The following is an 18,878-nucleotide window of genomic DNA, read 5'->3' on the forward strand; positions in this document are numbered from 1 at the left end:
GGATCCCGGCGACTGTGAACAGGGGTCGACGGCGGTTAAGATCGGCCAGGTGTGTACCCTCTGTATATTGCCGAGGGAACACTGCCACGTCAGTGGTGGGTCCGTGTTTCACGCATTCCTGTTCCGGAATCACGGTGAAGGGATCCGGTTGACCGGTCGTCGCCCCCGATGGCATACCCCTGAAGCCCGAGACCCGCTGACGCTTCGACCCGACATCTGCTGGAGGAATGGTCCTTGGAGACGATAAAGGCGTATCTTGCGCTGACGAAACCAAGAGTCATCGAGCTGCTCCTGGTCGCCACGATCCCCGCGATGCTCCAGGCGGACCGCGGCGAGAATCACGTCGGGTTGATCCTCCTGACCGTTATCGGTGGGTGGATGGGTGCCGCTGCTGCGAACACCTTCAACATGGTCGCCGACAGTGACATCGACAAGGTGATGAAACGTACGGAGCGACGACCCCTCGCGAAGATGGTCGTGACCAACCGCAACGCCACCATCTTCGCGTGGACGCTGACCGTGGTCAGTTTCCTCTGGCTGTGGTTGCTGTGCCGGTCGATCCTCGCCGCGCTGTTCGTCATGGCCACCATCGCGTTCTACATCTTCGTGTACACCAAGTGGCTGAAGCGCCGGACCCCGCAGAATGTGGTCTGGGGTGGCGCGGCCGGCTGCATGCCGGTCGTCGTCGGATGGGCGGTGATCACCGACAATCTACCCGCCGGAGTACCGCCCGAGTGGTGGCAGGCGATCGTGCTGTTCCTCATCATCTTCTTCTGGACACCGCCGCACACGTGGGCTCTCGCGATGCGGTACAAGGAGGACTACCGGGCCGCGGGCGTACCGATGATGCCGGTGGTCCGTACCGAGGCACAGGTGACCCTCCAGATCGTGCTGTACACCTGGGCGACCGTCATCACGACCTTCCTGCTCATCCCGGCCGCCGGGTTCATCTACGCGGCCGTGGCGGTCGCGGCGGGTGCCTGGTTCATCACAATGGCCCACCTGCTCCACCGCGCCGTTCTACGTGGGGTGGAGGTGAAACCGCTGAAGCTCTTCATCCTCTCGAACAACTACCTCGCGGCGGTCTTCGTCGCACTGTCCCTCGATGCGTTCTTCGGACTCGAGACGGTCGGGCAGATGCTCGGGATCTCCACCACCTTCTTCTGAGCGCACGACACGGGTGCCCTGACCCGTCGGGTCAGGGCACTTCGTCATGAGACCTCGAGGACGATTGATCCGGTGGTGGCCCTGGACTCCAGTTCACGGTGCGCCACGGCGGCATCCTCGAGCCGGTGGACCGATCCGACACGGACATTCAGCCGACCCTCGACGATCGCCTGCGTGACGGCCTGGGCCCGCATGACGAACTCGCCCTCCCGGGCGGTCCACGCACCGATGGAGGGTCGTGTGAGGAAGATCGATCCGTGGGTGTTCAGCAGCTGCGGATCGATGGGATCGACGGGCCCGGAGGCGGCACCGAACAGGCACACGGTGCCCCGTGGACGCACCGCCCGCAGGGACTGGTCGAAGGTGGCCCTGCCGACTCCGTCGTAGACCACGTCGACACCGTTCCCGCCGTTGGCGCGGCGCACCTGGTCGGCGAGGCGATCGGAGTAGCGGAACACCTCGGCGGCACCGGCGCGGCGGGCGAGCTCCTCCTTCTCATCGGTCGACACCACCGAGTACACGGTCGCGCCCCGGGCGGTCGCCATCTGCGTGGCGAGCAGGCCGACCCCACCGGCACCCGCCGTCAGCAGACAGGTGTCGCCGTCGCGCAGGGAATAGACGCCGTCGGTGAGATAGTGCGCGGTGATCCCCTGGAGGAGCATGGATGCGGCGGTGTGGGGATCGATTCCGCGGGGTACGGCGACGAGGCGGTCCCGGGGAACGACGGCGTACTCCGCGTAGGAACCGAAGGCGTCGCACCAGGCGACGAGAGTTCCCTCGGCGATCTCGCCGTGGGGATCCTCGACGACCCGGCCGGTTCCCTCGAGTCCCGGTATGAACGGGAGCTCGGCGTTGTAGACGCCCTCGCGGTAGTACGTGTCGATGTAGTTGACCCCGGCGACGTCGACGGCCACCAGAACCTGGTCGTCGTTGGGCGTGGGGCGGGGGACATCGGCGGGTTCCAGTACCTCAGGCCCGCCGTGACTGGATATCCGGATTGCTCGCATAGGTCAATCCTAACGTGAGTGACCGCCCCGCCGCCCGTGGTCAGGCTGCGCGGGCCGCGGCATCCCGTCCCGAGACGCGCTTCCGGCGCAGCCGGTCTCCGTTCCGGGAACCGGTGGTTCCCGTCTCTCCTCCCACTCTGTCGCGACCGTGGGCGAAGAGCACACCGGTGAACGCCACGACGGTGCCGGAGAGCGCGACGTGGACCGGGACCGTCCACCGGGGGACACCGAAGTTGAACTGGATGATGCCGATCGCCGCCTGCAGGATTATGAACCCGATGAGGATCCACCCGATACGGCGTGCCCGGAGTGCCGCTCCGACGGTGACGAGGGCGATGACGAGGCCCACGGTCAACCCGAGGTACAGGTACATGAAGTGGGCGTGGATGTTGGCGATCCGGGCGAGATCGATGTCCAACCGGCCCTCCATACCGACCCCGGAGTCGCCGGAGTGCACGCCGGCGCCGGTGACCATCGTCCCCGTTCCGAGAACGACCGCCAGGGTCGCCGCGGACAGGACCGCGAGGAGACGGAGCGGCCGCGGATAGGTTTCGGTGGGGGTACCGTCATCGGGCTCGGCGATCCGGACCCACAGGATCGCGGCGAGCCAGACGAGGAGCATCGAGGGCAGGAAGTGCATGGCCACCGACCACCACCGGAGCTCCAGATGAACGGAGATTCCGCCGAGGATCGCCTGGATGATCACGCCGAGGCCCTGGATGAAGGCCTGGACGATGACCTCGCGGCGGCGGGCGGCGCGGACGACCGCGATGAACACGAGCAGTGCCGCGGCGGCGACCACGAAGGTCAGAAGGCGGTTGCCCCACTCGATCGCCTGATGTATCCACGGGGCCGCACCGGCCACGGGAACGAGCGATCCGGGCTGGCAGTTCGGCCAGGTTACGCACCCGAGGCCGGAACCGGTGACCCGGACGACGGAGCCCGTCACGGTGATCCCCGCCTGACAGACGAGGAGGACCATCGCCAACCGGCGTTGGATCCGGACATCGGGACCGTCGATGAGGGAGCGGATCCACTGGAGGGGGTGGGTGAACAGGGAAGGGGCTGGGCTGGTTCTCACGCCCCTGATCCTATCGTGCCCCCACGACGGTCCAGGGATGAGACCCACGGGTCAGGCGGTGAACTTGAACACCTTGACCGTCACCGCTCCGGCGACGACAGCCCAGACTGCGAGCACGAGCAGCTCGACACCGGGGAACCCGCCGGACAGGGCCCCGGTCATGCCCCGGGTGAGGGCGACGGAGGGGATGATGACGGTCCAGTCGGCCCAGTCGCCGATGCTTCCCGCACGGATCTGGACGTAGGAGGCCATTCCGATGAGCAGGAACCAGACCAGATTGGCCAGGGCGAGGACGATCTCGGAGCTGAGTGTCCCGCCCATGAGCAGGCCGAGTGCGGTGAATGTCGCGACCCCGATGATCAGGGTGAGGACGGCCACCGGGAGCGCGGCGACCTCCGGCCGCCAACCGAGGACGAGGGCCGTCCCGCAGAGCAGGACCGTCTGTACCGCCGACACGGCTAGCACCCCCAGGACCTTGCCCGCGATGATGACCCACCGGGGGACACCCGAGGCTCCGATCCGTTTCAGTGCACCGTACCTCCGGTCGAACGCGACGGCGATGGCCTGCCCGGTGAATCCGGCGGACACCGCAGAGATCGCGAGGGTGAGCGGGAGAACGAGTGTGACCGGGTTCACGACGTCGAGCAGCGGCATGAGTGACAGGGCGATGAGTGAGCCGAGCGGGATCACGAGACTGAGCAGCTGCTGCTCACTGTGCCGGAGGAAGAGTCGGGCCTCGATCAGCGCCTGGGCGAGGAGCATGTGCACGGCGCCGGCCTGCTGTGGATCGGGGGAGAAGGTTCCGGGGCTGAAGCGGGACTCGCCACCCGGTCGGGCGTCGGGTTGCTCTGGTATCACTGTCAACTCCTCATTTCGCGCCCGGTGATCTCGAGGAAGACATCCTCGAGACTCCGGTGGTCGATGCCCAGTCCGCGGATCAGCACGTCCTGCTCCGCGGCCGCCGATGCGATGGCGGCGACGAGGTCCGGTGTCGGGCGGGCCTGGATCCGGTAGGACAGCGGACGTGTCGCGGTGAGGGTCGCCCCTTCCCCGTGTCCGGAGGAGGTCAACGAGGACCGGAACAGGGCCGGGTCGAGTTGTGCGGAGGTGTCGACCCGGATCTGTGCGGCGCCGCCGCCGGTCAGTGCGGTGAGCTCAGCGGGACTTCCCTCGGCCACCTTGACGCCGCGATCGATGATCACGACGTGGTCGGCCAGCGCCTCCGCTTCGTCCATGAGGTGGGTCGTGAGAACGACCGTCACCCCGTCACGCCGGAGTGAGTTGACGAGCTCCCACACGGCGAGCCTGGACTGGGTGTCCATTCCCGCGGTCGGTTCATCCAGGAAGACGAGTTCCGGTCGACCGACGAGAGCGCAGGCAAGGGAGAGGCGCTGCTGCTGCCCCCCGGAGAGTCGGCGGTACGACGTCCGGGCGTGCCGGGTGAGTCCGACGAGCCCGAGGAGCCAGTCGGGATCCAGGGGCCGGGCACTGTAGGAGGCGGTCAGTTCGAGCATCTCCCGCACCCGGATGCCGGGGTAGGCACCTCCTCCCTGCAGCATCACACCGATCCTGCGTCGCACGGCATCAGCCTCGACGGCTGGGTCGAGTCCGAGGACCCGGACGTGCCCGGAGGTGGGTTCGGTGAATCCCTCGCACATCTCGATCGTCGTCGTCTTACCCGCCCCATTGGGACCGAGCAACGCGAGAACGGTGCCGGCTTCGACCCGGAGATCCAGATGGTCGACGGCGCGGACGTCGCCGAAGTTCCTCGTCAGGCCGCGGATCTCCAACGCGGTGCCGGGGGCGGTGTCGCCCTGTCGCCGCCGTGCATCATCTGTCTGGGTCACGACGGCCAGTCTATGACACGTGGGTGAGAACGTCGTACAGCCCACCACAGCAGGGCCGTAACGGCCACCGTCGAGAGCACCGTGGACAGGTAGATGCCGGCCACCGTTCCGGGTGGCAGCGGCAGCCCGCGGGGCAGGACGAAGAAACTGACCACGGCCGAGTAGACGGTCGCGGACACCCGGAACAGCGGCCGGTTCGCCCAGGCCGCGAGGGGCAAAATCGCCCACAGCATGTACCAGGGCTGGACGACGGGGAACAGCAGGACCAGGACGAACGTCGAGATTCCGAGGCCACCCACGGCGTGGATCGTGCCCCGGTAGACGGCGATGAGCATCCGGAGCATGAAGACACCGGCGACGGTGACCCCGGCGGCGCGGGTGACCGCCAGCATGGCCGCGGTCTGGTCGCCGAGCCCGGTGAGCATACCGATACCACCGGCTATGACGCCGAGTGCGGTCGTCGCGGACATCCAGGACCGGACCGCGACCGCACCGCCCTGACCCGTCACCCACCCGAGGCCGATTCCCGTGACCGCGCTGAGCGTGACGACCGAGCCGACCATCACACCGGCCTGGAACAGGCCCGCGGAGACGACGGCGACCAGTGGATGAAGTCCCCTCGAACGTAGGGTGCGGGCCAGCGCCATCCCGGTGAATCCGAGCGCGATGAATCCAGTGATCTTGACCATGCCGGCGCCGGCGATGAGCACCCCGGACACGGTGAACAGGATCCATCCCGCCCACCGGTCCCGCCTGGACACCGCCATGACACGGTCCACCCCCCGGAGGCCGGTCTCCATGCCGACGAGCAGAAGACCGAGCAGTACCGACTCATTGTGGATGCCGCCGACGAGATGCAGGAGAGTCAGCGGGTTGAGCATCCCGAGCCAGACGGCCGCCTGCACGCTGACGCCGCACCGGGACGCCAGGCGGCTCAACGCCCATCCGGCGGCGGCGATCCCCAGGACAGCCACCAGGCGGTGGAGATAGACGCCGACGAAAACGGATTCTCCGGCGATCCGATAGATGACGGCGGAGATCCCGCTGGCCACGGGGCCGTAGGGTGAGGGGGAGTGGGACCAGATCAGCGGTACGGAACGGGCGAGCGGGTTACCGGAACCGAGGAGGTCGACCGGCCCCGCGCTGTAGGGATCGAGTCCTCTCGCTGTGATGGCACCCTGGGCCAGGTAGGAGTAGATGTCCTGGGTGAACATCGGCGCGCTCAGGGCTATCGGCGCCATCCACACCACGAAGGTCCGGTACAGCTGTCCCGTACTGACCCGGAATCGCCGGGTGCGGTCACCGAGGACGCTCGCGCCCACGTACGGGGCCATCAGCACCCACGCGATGACGATGAGGGCGACCCCGGTCAGCGCGACGGTGGATGACGTCTGCAGCATGCGTTGCATGATTGAACCACCGGGAAACGACCGGTAGACGTTAGCGGTGACAGGGAGCGCTCCCGCGCCGAGTGCGCCGAAGCTCAACATGAGTGCACCCACCGTCCCCATCCAGCGGAGCAGGGCGAACCGGACGGGGAGCACGGATGCCCCGGGATGGTTCCGGGGTTCCTCGAAACCTCCGGTCCGGTGGAGGGACGCGGACCGGGAGCCTGCGGACCCGATCCTGGGAAGTTCCCCGGTGAGAGCGCGGAGGATCACCGTTCGGCGGGAGGAAGCTTCTGACACACCGGCATTCTAACCGTGCGCGCCACGGGCAGCGCCGTGTGCGGCGCGAGGGGAAGACGTCGCTGGAGGCCCGGGGGTGGCGGTGAATGGTCACTGCCACCCCCGTCCGCCGTTTTTCGTGAACGGGTGACGGTGGCGCGACGGTGTATTGAACGGTGGTCAACCGGCGGGTCGGCGCTCCCTGCCCGCATCGATCGTCATCGGTCCGGAGTGGCGGGCCCACCGGGTATCTCCACCGGTTGGACAACGGGAATGAATTACGGAACACTTGTGTTGTCTAATGATGAACGGTGGGTCGGACCCGCCGTGGACAGACGTATCCCGGTTGTCCGTTCCCCGCCTCCCCCGGCATCGGTGGAGGCGGGACGGCTGCCCGGGGACCACCCGGATTGAACAACTGACGAGAGAGCAGGAGGTGACAACGGTGACGACAGCACGACAGGATCGGACCGGGTCCCGGTCCACCTGTTCCCCGGCGGGTTCATTCCGTCCCCAGGACGGCGACACCCGCCGTGCGATCCTCCGGACACTGCTCGAGCGGGCCCCGGTGAGTGCCTCGGACATCGGGGCCCACCTCGGTTTCTCGGCGGCGGGTGTGCGTCGGCATCTGGACATTCTGGTCGACGATGAACTGGTCGAGGTCACCCGCCCCGTCGGTCGTGGCCGTGGACGTGGGCGCCCGGCGAAGGCCTTCCGCCTCACCGACCGGGGACGCGCGACGTTCGGCCACGACTACGACTCCCTCGCCGCTTCCGCTCTGCAGGCACTGCGGGAGACGGGCGGAGAGGAAGCCGTCCGGGCGTTCGCCCGGCGGCGCATCTCGACGATCGTCGACGGGATAGCACCCGCCGACGACGAGGAGTCCGTCCCCGCGACAGCCCGCGCGGTAGCGGACGCTTTCTCCGCTCACGGCTACGCCGCCACGGTGCACCATGCCGGTGGAGGCGTGCAGATCTGCCAGCACCACTGCCCGATCTCCCAGGTCGCCTCGGAGTTCCCCGAACTCTGTGAGGCGGAGCACGAGGCGATCGCCAGGTTGCTCGGGAATCACGTGCAACCCCTGGCGTCCATCGCCGAGGGACACGGCATCTGCACGACCAACGTTCCGGCCGGGCAGCTCACATTGACCCCCATACCCCACACTCCTGATGAAAGGAGAGGCTAAATGACCCAGGCCCAGGAAAAGCCGGTTGTCGACGCCCCCCGCACCGATGAGGAGATCATCGACTCAATCGGCGCGTACAACTACGGTTGGCACGACACGGACATCGCAGGCGCGGCCGCGAAACGCGGTCTCAGCTCCGAGGTCGTCGCGGACATCTCCGGTAAGAAGAACGAGCCCGAATGGATGCTGAAGAACCGGCAGAAGGCACTCGACATCTTCGAGCGTAAGCCGATGCCGACCTGGGGAGCCGACCTCTCCGGGATCGACTTCGACAACATCAAGTACTTCGTGCGTTCCACGGAGAAGCAGGCCACCACGTGGGACGAGCTTCCCGCGGACATCAAGGACACCTACGACAAGCTGGGTATTCCCGAGGCGGAGAAGCAGCGCCTTGTCGCCGGCGTCGCCGCCCAGTACGAGTCCGAGGTCGTCTACCACCAGATCCGCGAGGACCTGGAGGCGCAGGGCGTCATCTTCCTCGACACCGACACAGCCCTCCGGGAGCACGAGGACCTGTTCCGCGAGTACTTCGGTACCGTCATCCCCGCGGGCGACAACAAGTTCGCGGCCCTGAACACCGCCGTCTGGTCCGGTGGGTCGTTCATCTACGTCCCGAAGGGCGTCCACGTCGACATCCCCCTGCAGGCCTACTTCCGCATCAACACCGAGAACATGGGTCAGTTCGAGCGGACGCTCATCATCGTCGACGAGGACGCCTACGTCCACTACGTCGAGGGCTGTACCGCGCCGATCTACAAGTCGGACTCCCTGCACTCCGCGGTCGTGGAGATCATCGTCAAGAAGGGCGGCCGCTGCCGTTACACGACGATCCAGAACTGGTCGAACAACGTCTACAACCTCGTCACCAAGCGCACCAAGTGTGAAGAGGGCGCAACGATGGAGTGGGTCGACGGCAACATCGGCTCGAAGGTCACGATGAAGTACCCGGCCGTGTGGATGACCGGCCCCCACGCCAAGGGTGAGGTGCTCTCCGTGGCCTTCGCCGGCGAGGGCCAGTTCCAGGACACCGGCGCGAAGATGGTCCACATGGCGCCGTACACGTCCTCCAACATCGTGAGCAAGTCCGTCGCCAGGTCGGGCGGCCGCGCCGCCTACCGGGGTCTCGTCCAGATCAACGCCAACGCGCACCACTCGACCTCCAACGTCGAGTGCGACGCACTCCTGGTGGACAACATCTCGAGGTCGGACACCTACCCGTACAACGACATCCGGAACGACCACGTCTCCCTCGGTCACGAAGCCACCGTCTCCCAGGTCTCCGAGGACCAGCTCTTCTACCTGATGAGCCGCGGCGTCGCCGAAGACGAGGCCATGGCGATGATCGTGCGCGGCTTCGTCGAGCCGATCGCGAAGGAACTCCCGATGGAGTACGCGCTCGAACTCAACCGCCTGATTGAACTGCAGATGGAAGGATCGGTGGGTTAATCCCGATGACCGAGACAAAAGTGGAACGTGTCAAGAACGCCACCTACCACGACACCAAGGGTGATTTGTTCACCTCCTTCAACGTCGACGACTTCGACGTTCCCCGGGGCCGGGACGAGGTCTGGCGCTTCACTCCGCTGCGTCGGTTGAGGGGCCTGCACGACGGCACCTTCCCCGAGGCGACCACCCCGGACGTCGCCGTCGACGTTCCCGATTCCGCATCGGGGGTCACGGTAGAGAAGGTGTCCCGCGACGATGAACGGATCGGGACCGCCGGTGCCCCCGTCGACCGTGTCGGGGCCCAGGCTTGGAGTTCCATGGAGGAGGCCACCCTCGTCACCTTCGCCAGAAACTCCACGAACACCGATCCGGTCACCGTCACGGTCACCGGCAGGGGAGCCGACGTCACCTCGTTCACCGACGTCAGCATCGTCGTGGAGGACGGTGCCGAGGCCGTAGTCAACATCCGATACACCGGTGACGGCACCCACGCCGACAACCATGAGTACATCGTGGGTGACAACGCCCGGCTGACCGTCGTCGTCCACGTCGACTGGGACGACACCGCGGTCCATCTCGGCAACCAGCGGGCGAAGCTCGGACGGGACGCGGTGCTCCGCCACAACGTCGCCTGCTTCGGCGGCGGCGTCGTACGACTCATCCCGAGCGTGAAGTTCACCGCCCCCGGCGGCGACGCCGAACTGCTCGGTGTCTACTTCGCCGACGACGGACAGTTCTTCGAGCAGCGTCTGCTCGTCGACCACGCCGAGCCGAACTGCCGCTCCAACGTGCTGTACAAGGGTGCGCTCCAGGCGGATCCGGCATCCGATCTCCCTGACGCGCGCACCGCCTGGGTCGGCGACGTCCTGATCCGCGCCAATGCACAGGGAACCGACACCTACGAGACGAACCGCAACCTCGTCCTCACCGAGGGGGCGCGGGCTGACGCGGTACCGAACCTCGAGATCGAGACCGGCGAGATCGTCGGAGCGGGTCACGCGGCAACGGTCGGCCGCTTCGACGACGACCAGCTCTTCTACCTCCTCTCCCGCGGCATCGACCCGAACCAGGCCCGCCGACTGATCGTGCGCGGCTTCTTCTCCGAGGTCATCGGCCGGATCCCCGTCAAGGCCGTCCGCGATCAGCTCGAGGAGCAGATCGCCGAAGAGCTCGAGGGAACGCGCCTCTGAGAACGTCCCCGTGCGCCCGGTACACCCCGGCCCACGGCCCCTCCGCAGTACCACACCTCACAGCCCAAGAAAGAACCCACAATGAGCACTCTTGAAATCAAGAACCTCACGGCACAGGTTGCCGCCCCCGACGAGCACAGCGAACCCAAGCAGATCCTCAAGGGCGTCAATCTGACGATCCGTTCCGGCGAGACCCACGCGATCATGGGCCCCAACGGGTCCGGGAAGTCGACGCTCTCCTACACGATCGCAGGCCACCCGAAGTACGAGGTCACCGGCGGCGAGGTCCTCCTCGACGGGGAGAACCTCCTCGACATGGACGTCGATGAGCGCGCCCGTGCGGGGCTCTTCCTCGCCATGCAGTATCCCGTCGAGGTTCCGGGTGTCTCCATGGCGAACTTCCTGCGCACCGCGGCCACCGCGGTCCGTGGCGAAGCCCCGAAGCTCCGTGACTGGATCAAGGAGGTCCGTGGCGCACAGGAGGAACTCTCCATCGACCGCGCGTTCTCCGAGAGAAGCGTCAACGAGGGATTCTCCGGTGGTGAGAAGAAGCGCCACGAGATTCTCCAGCTCGGCCTGCTCCGACCCAAGTTCGCCATCCTCGACGAGACCGACTCCGGCCTCGACGTCGACGCGCTCCGTGTCGTCAGCGAGGGCATCAACCGCTACCGCGACCGCAACGACGGCGGCGTGCTGCTGATCACGCACTACAAGCGGATCCTCAACTACGTCCAACCCGACCATGTTCACGTGTTCGCCGACGGCCGGATCGTCACCTCAGGTGGCCCGGAACTGGCCGATGAACTCGAGGCCAACGGCTACGACCGCTTCCTCTGATGGCCGGAGGATCCCCGATGTACCGAAATCCCGACGGCAGCGTTGATGTCGCGGCGGTCCGCGCCGAGTTCCCGATACTGAATCGGACCGGGCGTGACGGCTCGACCATCGCGTATCTCGACTCGGGTGCGACCTCGCAGCGTCCGGAGCGGGTGTGGCGCGCGGAGGAACGGTTCGTGCTCGGTACGAACGCACCGGTCCACCGCGGTGCGTACCTCCTCGCCGAGGAGGCCACCGACGCCTACGAGTCGGCGCGTGAACGTATCGCCACGTTCGTCGGTGCCGACGAACCCGAGATCGTCTTCACCAAGAACGCCACCGAGGCACTCAACCTCGTGGCCCACGTCCTCGGTGACGACCGTTCCGGTGAGTACCGGGTCGGGGCCGGTGACACGGTCGTGGTCACGGAGCTCGAGCACCACGCCAACCTCGTTCCCTGGCAGGAACTCTGCCGTCGGACCGGCGCGACGCTGAAGTGGTACGGAATGACCTCCGACGGCCGTATCGACCTCGATTCGCTCGAGCTCGACGAGAAGGTCAAGGTCGTGGCCTTCACCCACCAGTCCAATGTGACGGGCGCGGTGTCGGACGTCGCCGAAATCGTCCGGCGTGCCCGCTCGGTCGGCGCCGTCACGGTGCTGGACGCGTGCCAGTCGGTGCCCCACCAGGCGGTGGACTTCCACGCGATGGGTGTCGACTTCGCCGCCTTCTCGGGGCACAAGATGTGCGGCCCGAGCGGGGTCGGAGTCCTCTACGGTCGTTCGGATGTCCTCGGGACACTACCGCCTTTCCTCACCGGTGGTTCGATGATCGAGAAGGTCACCATGGAGGGATCGACCTACACTGCGCCACCGCAGCGGTTCGAGGCCGGCACCCAGATGAACAGCCAGGTTGTCGGTCTCGGGGCGGCGGTCGACTTCCTCACCGCGGTCGGGATGGACGCCGTCGAGGCCCACGAGAGGAAGCTGACCGCCCACGCGTTGGATGCCCTGACCGGTATCGAGGGGGTCCGGATCATCGGCCCCACCACGACGGACGATCGTGGGGGTGCCGTCAGCTTCACCGTCGACGGGATCCATCCGCACGATCTCGGACAGGTCCTCGATGACGGTTCCGTCGCGATCAGGGTCGGACACCACTGTGCGTGGCCGGTCCACCGCGCCTCCGGGGTGCAGGCGACCGCGCGCGCCTCTTTCTACATGTACAACACGCCCGACGAGGTCGACCGGCTCGCCGCCGGAGTTCTCCGGGCCCGAGAGTTCTTCGGGGTTAACTGATGCGACTTGAACAGATGTACCAGGAGGTCATCCTGGACCACTACCGCCATCCGCAGCACAAGGGACTCCGCGATCCGTTCGATTCGGAGGTCCACCACGTCAACACCTCCTGCGGGGACGAACTCACGCTCCGGGTCCACCTCTCGGAGGACGGATCGACCGTCGAGGATGTTTCCTATGACGCGGTCGGCTGCTCCATCAGCCAGGCCTCCACATCCGTGATGGCCGAGGAGATCGTCGGTGCGAGTGTGGAGGACGCGATGAAGAGCGTCTCCGCGTTCGAGACGATGATCACGTCCCGCGGCACCGAGGAGGGCGACGCCGACCTGATCGGCGACGGCATCGCGTTCGCCGGTGTGTCGAAGTATCCCGCCCGCGTCAAATGTGCCCTGCTCGGATGGAAGGCGTTCCAGGCCGCGACCGCTCAAGCACTCAAGGAGAAGAGATGACCGACCAGACAGAGAACCGCGACGCCACCGCGTCCGAGGGCGGCGATCTGCCCCCGGACCGCTCCGACGAGAGGATCGAGAGGGTCCGCCCCGAGCAGTCCGAGGACGATCTCGCCAAGGCGAGTGATGTCGAGGAGTACATGCGCGACGTGATCGACCCCGAGCTGGGCATCAACGTCGTCGACCTCGGTCTGGTGTACGACATCTGGATCGAGAACGGCGATGAGGCGGTCGTCCAGATGACCCTGACCTCCCCGGCGTGCCCGTTGACGGACATCCTGGAGGAACAGGCGGAGACCGCAGTCGTGGGATCCGGGACCGCCAGCAAGCTCGATCTGGAGTGGGTCTGGCGTCCTCCGTGGGGACCGCACATGATCACCGAGGACGGACGCGAGCAGCTCCGCGCACTCGGCTTCTCGGTCTGATCCGCAGCCCGCCGCCCGCGGGCGTTCCTCCCCTGCACCCCTCCCGTCGATGTGAACCGGACCCGGTGACCGGGAAAGCTCACATCGTGGGGGTGCCTCGCGTGAGTCCCCTGCGTCAGATCTGCTTCCCCGGTGACCCTCCGTCGGTTAGTGTTGTCCGCAAACCTTCCGACAGTGAGGAATCACATGAGATACAGAACCCATCGACTCTTCACCACGGGTGTGGCGGCGCTGGCCTCCGCGGTGCTCATCTCCACCGGTGTCCCGGTCGCTGGCGCGGCACCGGCGGCAGCCGGACCCGTCGCGGAAGCACAGACGGACACCGCCAAGCGGTCCATCGCCCGGGAGCTGACCCTCGAAGCCGGCCCCGTCGGTGGGCTCGAGAACAGTGCGCGCAGATACCGCATCACCGCACATCTTTCGTCGGCGGACCCGGCGACGGGGCACGGTATCGCCGGACAGGTCGTCACCTTCACCGTCAACGGTCCGGCTTCCGGGTACACGGTGGATGCGGTTACGGATGCCGACGGATTCGCGACCATCCACCACGTCGTCACCTTCACCGACGCCCAGGCCCTGGCGTCCGGGGTGCGTGTCACCGCCACCGTCGATTCCCACTACGAGGACAACGCCGTCTACGGGCCCGCGGAGGCCGGGATCGTCGTGCCCCTCACCGGTGATCCGGGTGGATTCGGTTCGTCGGGCCCCGGATTCGGCTTCTTCTCCGGCATGCTCGCCAACTTCCACCGGATGTTCGGGCACTTTTTCGCAGGCCTCTTCGGAGCGAACCGGTGAACGCGGGGTTGGGGCGACGCGGTCAGGACAGGCGCGCACGATTGGTGCCGCATGCCGGTACAGCTGTCGCGGCGGCCCTTCTTCTCGCCGTCACCTCCGGAACCGAGATCGCCGCGGCGATCCCTCCGGTGCCGGTCGTCGGAGAGTGCGTCCCCGGTGCGGACGCCCTATGTGACATGCCGCACCCGATTGACCCGATCCACGTGACGCGGTCACTGGAACTGTCGGTGGTCCCTGTCGGACCATTCAGCTCGAAGATGCGGGCGACCGCGTCGGTGACCAACGAACCGAAGGCCCCCTTCTCAGCTGAGGGAGAGACCGTGACCTTCACGATTGACGGAAGGGCCTACACCGCGGTGGTCGGGGCCGATGAAACGGCTTCGGTTGATTTCCATCCTCGGCCCGGCGGAGGATTCGTCGGCGCCGACCTGCCGATGGGCTCTGAGAGCGACGGTCTGATCATCATGTCGGAGGCTCACGCTGAGGTGCCGTACACGGCTCCGGCCGTCGGCATCGGCGGCGGGTTCCTCGGTTGGTTACTGTCTCTGCTCCACGGAATCTTCGGCTTCTGAGCGAATAAGGAGCTCAATCCGGGACGCCGGTCCGATCGCCCGATTTCGTCCGGGACCGACGCGCGGTCCGACGGCCCGGTCTCTCCGCCCCACGGAGCTGGAGATCCCTCATCCGCTCAGCGCCCTCTCAAGCGGCAGGTCGGGGATCGTGGTTCGTCCAGGAGCGGTGCGGAGGTTCACGTGGCCGCAGCCCGGTGGTTCGGCGTTCCGGTGCGCGTCCGGTGGCGGAGGCATGGCACAGGAACCGGTGAAACACATGATTGCGACCCGAAATCCGTGCGCCGAAAGACCTGTGCCGGACACGGATCCGCTCGAGTCCGCGTACACCTGCGCGGGCCAGTTTCCGGTCCGGGACCGGCCGATGTGCTTCGGCGCGCTCTACGCATCGGCTCTGTGCAGGCGCCGATCAGCCGGAGTCCTGCCGGTGCGGTGCACCGATCCTCCGGGTCCGGCGACCGAGGATCGCACCCAGGATCCGCAGGCGCATCGGAGGATCCGACGCCCGGAAGACCGCCATCATGCCGCTCGCCGTCGCCAGCGGCGACCCCGTCGCCAGGAAACCCCGCTGCGCCTCCGGGCTCAGGCTGAACAATGCGTCCATGAACAGCGGGAACTCGTCGGTGTCGAGATCCAGCAGGACCTTCTGCCCCAGGTCCTTGAGCATCCGGTCCAGACGCACGGTGGGGTGATGCCACGGCAGAGTACCCCGTCGGCCACCCTTCAGGAGGGGAGCGAGGGCGTCCAGCAACGGCTCCACCAGCTGCAGACTCGTCGCCACGGAGTATCCCGAGATCGGGCTGATCAGCCCTGCTCGGGCCCCGAAGGCCACCGCGCCGCCACGACTGTCCAGTACCGGTCGGGGGGCTCCCACCGGGATCAGCACCCGCTCCTCACGGAGGATCTCCGACCGTGGGGGCGCGAGTGCTCCCAGACGACGGCTCAGCGAGTTCTCCAGGTCCTGCCACGGTACCGCCCTGTCGGCCACCAGGATCGTCTCCTCGTAGAGGATCCCGTCGTGCACGGGTATCTGGTAGAGGAACGTGGGGTGGGGACCGCAACCACCGTGCTGGCGTAGATCCATCCACACCGCGGTGTCGCGGGTGAGCGGGGCGGCGACGACGATCCCGTACGCCTGCTGCACCGGTTGTGGCCCGGACCGGGGGACACCCCGCGCATCGACGACCACCGGAGCGTGGTAGCTACGTGCACCGATGGTGACCGAGGTCGCACGGACCTCCTCGGCGCAGGCCCGGATGACCGGAAAGGTGGAGAGCCGGGTACGGAGTTCGTCATTGTCCAAAACCAGATACCCGCGGCCCGGACGGTGCCGTCCGAGGCAGCCGATCACCGCGGGCTCGCTGGTCGACTGCGTCGGCAGGGGCTCCAGCCACCCGGGCACCTCGTCGCGGAAGATTCCGTAGGTGTTCGGCCAGCTTTCACCCGGATCCACTCCGAGTACCCGCCAACCTCGGACCTGGGCCTGATGCGCGAGGGCGGTTCCGGCGGGACCGAGGCCGACGACGATCAAGTCGAGAGGCTCCGGCACCGGTGCAGGGGCGACTCCTGACCTTGTTGAACTCACCCTCGCCGCCTCCCGCGGTTTCGTCGGCATCCGGAGAACGGGGTTTCCGGAAGGTCCACTGATACACTGTCCGGCTGTGATTGTAACCAGTGATCTTGAAGTGCGTGTCGGTGCCCGGACGCTGCTCACCGCCCCCGGCCAGCAGCTCCGGGTACAGCCCGGGGACCGCATTGGTCTGGTCGGTCGGAACGGCGCGGGGAAGACAACGACCATGCGGATACTCGCCGGGGAAGCGGAACCCTACGCCGGTGCGGTGACCCGTTCCGGAACGGTCGGATACCTTCCCCAGGACTCCCGTGAGGGCAACATCGAGGTCACCGCACGGGAGCGGGTGCTCTCCGCCCGCGGTCTGGACAGGATCCAGTCCGCCATGGAACGCCAGCAGGAGATCATGGAGACCACGGGGGACGACAACCGCCGGGACACCGCTATCCGCAAGTACTCGCGTCTGGAGGAGCAGTACCACACCCTGGGAGGCTATGAAGCCGCCAGTGAGGCGGCGCGGATCTGTGATGCACTGGGGCTACCGGCACGGATTCTGGACCAGCAGCTCAAGACTCTCTCCGGGGGCCAGCGTCGGCGCGTCGAACTGGCCCAGATCCTGTTCGCCGCGTCCGCGGGATCAGGGAAATCCGCGACGACACTTCTCCTCGACGAGCCGACCAACCACCTCGACGCCGACTCGATCACGTGGCTGCGGGAGTTCCTCAACCGGCACGAGGGGGGCCTCATCATGATCTCCCACGACGTGGAGCTGCTCGATGCCGTCTGCAACAAGGTCTGGTTCCTGGACGCCGTCCGGGGCGAGGCCGACGTCTACAACATGGGCTGGAAGAAGTACCTCGACGCCCGTGCCACCGATGAGGCGCGGCGGCGCCGTGAGCGTTCCAACGCGGAGAAGAAGGCATCCGCGCTGAAGAAGCAGGCGGCGAAGCTCGGCGCGAAGGCGACGAAGGCCGCGGCGGCGAAGCAGATGCTCGCCCGCGCGGAGAAGATGATCGAGAACACCGACGAGATCCGCAGATCGGACAAGGTCGCGCACATCACGTTCCCGGAACCGGCCCCGTGCGGTAAAACCCCGCTGAATGCGACCGGACTGACGAAGATGTACGGATCCCTGGAGGTGTTCGCGGGTGTCGATCTGGCGATCGACAAGGGGTCCCGGGTCGTTGTCCTCGGATTCAACGGCGCCGGCAAGACGACGCTGCTCAAGCTCCTGGCCGGCGTCGAGCGGACGGACGGGGAGGGCGGAATCGTCTCCGGTCACGGCCTGAAGATCGGGTACTTCGCCCAGGAGCACGACACCATCGACCCGGAGGCCACGGTGTGGGAGAACACCGTGCGGGCCTGTCCCGATGCCGGGGAACAGGATCTGAGGGGATTACTCGGTGCCTTCATGTTCTCCGGCGAACAGCTCGAGCAGCCCGCGGGCACCCTCTCCGGGGGTGAGAAGACCCGCCTGGCGCTCGCCGCGCTGGTGAGTTCGCGGGCGAACGTCCTGCTGCTGGACGAGCCGACCAACAACCTCGATCCCGTGTCGCGGGAACAGGTCCTCCAGGCTCTGGGAACCTACACCGGTGCGGTCGTGCTGGTAACCCACGACCCCGGTGCGGTCGAGGCACTCGATCCGGAACGTGTCATCGTGCTGCCGGACGGCACCGAGGACCTGTGGAGCGACGAGTACATGGAGATCGTCGAACTGGCCTGACGCGTCACGGCCGGTCCTTCGCGTTGGGTCGGGGGCTACCGTGCCCCGGGGCCGCACCGTCGGGAAGCCTACCCTGGAGAAGCATGTACCCGCATGATGTGACCGGCAGCCGGTGGCGGCACTGGGCCGAGGAGCTCACCTACCCCGCCGAGCTGATGCTCGGGACGCTGGATCTGCGCGGTGGACGGGGGACCACCGGGAAGTTGATCGACGGTCCGTGGCGGATCCTCGACGAGGAGATCGTCCTGGGGGAGGGCATGGACTGCTTCCGGCGGGCGTCGGATCGGCTCCTGGCCTGGCGCGCCCACCACCACGCGGGCGTCCGGGTCGGTGCCTGGCGCACCGCCACGCTCGGCGATGTGGTGCGGTTACGCTTCGCCGGGACCATCTCGCCCTGCCTCATCCTGTGTGCCGACACGGGGGAGCGTGAGACGCGGCTCGTGTACGGGACGCTTCCGGGCCACGTGGAGTGCGGAGAGGAGGCCTTCTCCGTCGTGATCGGGGATGACGGCGTGGTCCGCGGTAGGATCGTGGCCTTCTCGGTGCACGCGTGGTGGCCGGCGAAGATCGGGGCACCGGTGGCGCGTGCCGTCCAGACCCTCGTCACGCGCCGGTACCTCGAGGGCCTCACCCCGTAGGAGC

Annotated in this window: 18 protein-coding genes; 12 read left to right on the top strand and 6 right to left on the bottom strand. The window is 67.0% G+C overall.

Features of this window, described 5'->3' with window-relative positions; all coding sequences use genetic code 11:
• Positions 1-234 precede the first annotated feature (234 nt).
• Entirely contained in the window at positions 235-1,167 is a 933-nt protein-coding gene (locus tag KRX55_RS07105) for a heme o synthase (protein WP_218407061.1), read from the top strand.
• A gap of 44 nt (positions 1,168-1,211) precedes the next feature.
• Here KRX55_RS07105 and KRX55_RS07110 read toward each other — a convergent pair whose 3' ends face one another.
• The 5 genes from KRX55_RS07110 to mptB all read right to left on the bottom strand — a co-directional run bounded on the left by KRX55_RS07110 (position 1,212) and on the right by mptB (position 6,790).
• On the bottom strand, positions 1,212-2,174 hold the full coding sequence (locus tag KRX55_RS07110; RefSeq protein ID WP_218407062.1) for a quinone oxidoreductase family protein: 963 nt from the start codon (positions 2,172-2,174) through the stop codon (positions 1,212-1,214).
• 40 nt (positions 2,175-2,214) lie between these two features.
• Complete coding sequence (locus tag KRX55_RS07115; RefSeq protein WP_218407105.1) at positions 2,215-3,156, bottom strand: COX15/CtaA family protein; 942 nt, start codon at positions 3,154-3,156, stop codon at positions 2,215-2,217.
• A gap of 150 nt (positions 3,157-3,306) precedes the next feature.
• Entirely contained in the window at positions 3,307-4,017 is a 711-nt protein-coding gene (locus KRX55_RS07120; RefSeq protein WP_218407106.1) for an ABC transporter permease, read from the bottom strand.
• Between the two features lie 98 nt (positions 4,018-4,115).
• Entirely contained in the window at positions 4,116-5,045 is a 930-nt protein-coding gene (locus tag KRX55_RS07125) for an ABC transporter ATP-binding protein (RefSeq protein WP_218407107.1), read from the bottom strand.
• A gap of 53 nt (positions 5,046-5,098) precedes the next feature.
• The gene (gene mptB, locus KRX55_RS07130; protein WP_218407063.1) at positions 5,099-6,790 is read right to left on the bottom strand and encodes a polyprenol phosphomannose-dependent alpha 1,6 mannosyltransferase MptB; all 1,692 of its coding nucleotides are present in this window, start codon (positions 6,788-6,790) and stop codon (positions 5,099-5,101) included.
• A 424-nt stretch (positions 6,791-7,214) separates the two neighbouring features.
• Between mptB and KRX55_RS07135 the strand changes: the two genes are divergently transcribed.
• From KRX55_RS07135 to KRX55_RS07175, 9 genes are all read left to right on the top strand, one after another.
• A complete protein-coding gene (locus tag KRX55_RS07135; RefSeq protein ID WP_370625781.1) occupies positions 7,215-7,955 on the top strand; it encodes a helix-turn-helix transcriptional regulator in 741 nt (246 codons plus the stop codon).
• Complete coding sequence (gene sufB / locus KRX55_RS07140) at positions 7,956-9,401, top strand: Fe-S cluster assembly protein SufB (protein ID WP_218407065.1); 1,446 nt, start codon at positions 7,956-7,958, stop codon at positions 9,399-9,401.
• Between the two features lie 5 nt (positions 9,402-9,406).
• A complete protein-coding gene (sufD, locus tag KRX55_RS07145; RefSeq protein ID WP_218407066.1) occupies positions 9,407-10,591 on the top strand; it encodes a Fe-S cluster assembly protein SufD in 1,185 nt (394 codons plus the stop codon).
• An 81-nt stretch (positions 10,592-10,672) separates the two neighbouring features.
• On the top strand, positions 10,673-11,428 hold the full coding sequence (gene sufC / locus KRX55_RS07150) for a Fe-S cluster assembly ATPase SufC (protein ID WP_218407067.1): 756 nt from the start codon (positions 10,673-10,675) through the stop codon (positions 11,426-11,428).
• Between the two features lie 17 nt (positions 11,429-11,445).
• Positions 11,446-12,705, top strand: coding sequence for a cysteine desulfurase (locus KRX55_RS07155; RefSeq protein WP_218407068.1), 1,260 nt, complete (start codon positions 11,446-11,448; stop codon positions 12,703-12,705).
• On the top strand, positions 12,705-13,154 hold the full coding sequence (gene sufU / locus KRX55_RS07160) for a Fe-S cluster assembly sulfur transfer protein SufU (protein ID WP_218407069.1): 450 nt from the start codon (positions 12,705-12,707) through the stop codon (positions 13,152-13,154). The genes KRX55_RS07155 and sufU overlap by 1 nt, the downstream gene beginning before the upstream one ends.
• Complete coding sequence (locus tag KRX55_RS07165) at positions 13,151-13,579, top strand: metal-sulfur cluster assembly factor (protein WP_218407070.1); 429 nt, start codon at positions 13,151-13,153, stop codon at positions 13,577-13,579. The genes sufU and KRX55_RS07165 overlap by 4 nt, the downstream gene beginning before the upstream one ends.
• A 186-nt stretch (positions 13,580-13,765) precedes the next feature.
• Positions 13,766-14,374 carry an Ig-like domain-containing protein gene (locus KRX55_RS07170; RefSeq protein WP_218407071.1) on the top strand — a complete coding sequence of 203 codons (609 nt, stop codon included), beginning with the start codon at positions 13,766-13,768 and terminating at the stop codon, positions 14,372-14,374.
• Between the two features lie 41 nt (positions 14,375-14,415).
• Entirely contained in the window at positions 14,416-14,946 is a 531-nt protein-coding gene (locus KRX55_RS07175; protein WP_218407072.1) for a hypothetical protein, read from the top strand.
• Positions 14,947-15,352: 406 nt separating this feature from the next.
• On the opposite strand, the gene KRX55_RS07180 is transcribed toward KRX55_RS07175, so the two are convergent.
• Entirely contained in the window at positions 15,353-16,474 is a 1,122-nt protein-coding gene (locus KRX55_RS07180) for a lycopene cyclase family protein (protein WP_218407073.1), read from the bottom strand.
• Positions 16,475-16,604: 130 nt separating this feature from the next.
• Here KRX55_RS07180 and KRX55_RS07185 point away from each other — a divergent pair, with 130 nt between their 5' ends.
• Together KRX55_RS07185 and KRX55_RS07190 are read left to right on the top strand one after the other, a co-directional pair.
• Positions 16,605-18,236: an ABC-F family ATP-binding cassette domain-containing protein gene (locus KRX55_RS07185; RefSeq protein ID WP_218407074.1), complete on the top strand. Its 1,632-nt coding sequence runs from the start codon at positions 16,605-16,607 to the stop codon at positions 18,234-18,236.
• An 83-nt stretch (positions 18,237-18,319) separates the two neighbouring features.
• Entirely contained in the window at positions 18,320-18,874 is a 555-nt protein-coding gene (locus KRX55_RS07190) for a DUF1990 domain-containing protein (protein WP_218407075.1), read from the top strand.
• Positions 18,875-18,878: the final 4 nt, after the last annotated feature.

The sequence above is a fragment of the Corynebacterium sp. TAE3-ERU16 genome (genome assembly GCF_019209935.1).
Classification (GTDB): domain Bacteria; phylum Actinomycetota; class Actinomycetes; order Mycobacteriales; family Mycobacteriaceae; genus Corynebacterium; species Corynebacterium antarcticum.

Excerpts from the sequence above, each read along its gene's own strand:
- KRX55_RS07115 (WP_218407105.1), bottom strand. The coding sequence starts at position 3,156 with ATGGTCCTCCTCGTCTGTCAGGCGGGGATCACCGTGACGGGCTCCGTC.
- sufB (WP_218407065.1), top strand. The coding sequence starts at position 7,956 with ATGACCCAGGCCCAGGAAAAGCCGGTTGTCGACGCCCCCCGCACCGAT.
- sufD (WP_218407066.1), top strand. The coding sequence starts at position 9,407 with ATGACCGAGACAAAAGTGGAACGTGTCAAGAACGCCACCTACCACGAC.
- KRX55_RS07120 (WP_218407106.1), bottom strand. The coding sequence starts at position 4,017 with ATGCTCCTCGCCCAGGCGCTGATCGAGGCCCGACTCTTCCTCCGGCAC.
- KRX55_RS07155 (WP_218407068.1), top strand. The coding sequence starts at position 11,446 with ATGTACCGAAATCCCGACGGCAGCGTTGATGTCGCGGCGGTCCGCGCC.
- KRX55_RS07170 (WP_218407071.1), top strand. The coding sequence starts at position 13,766 with ATGAGATACAGAACCCATCGACTCTTCACCACGGGTGTGGCGGCGCTG.
- sufU (WP_218407069.1), top strand. The coding sequence starts at position 12,705 with ATGCGACTTGAACAGATGTACCAGGAGGTCATCCTGGACCACTACCGC.
- KRX55_RS07110 (WP_218407062.1), bottom strand. The coding sequence starts at position 2,174 with ATGCGAGCAATCCGGATATCCAGTCACGGCGGGCCTGAGGTACTGGAA.
- sufC (WP_218407067.1), top strand. The coding sequence starts at position 10,673 with ATGAGCACTCTTGAAATCAAGAACCTCACGGCACAGGTTGCCGCCCCC.
- KRX55_RS07165 (WP_218407070.1), top strand. The coding sequence starts at position 13,151 with ATGACCGACCAGACAGAGAACCGCGACGCCACCGCGTCCGAGGGCGGC.
- KRX55_RS07190 (WP_218407075.1), top strand. The coding sequence starts at position 18,320 with ATGTACCCGCATGATGTGACCGGCAGCCGGTGGCGGCACTGGGCCGAG.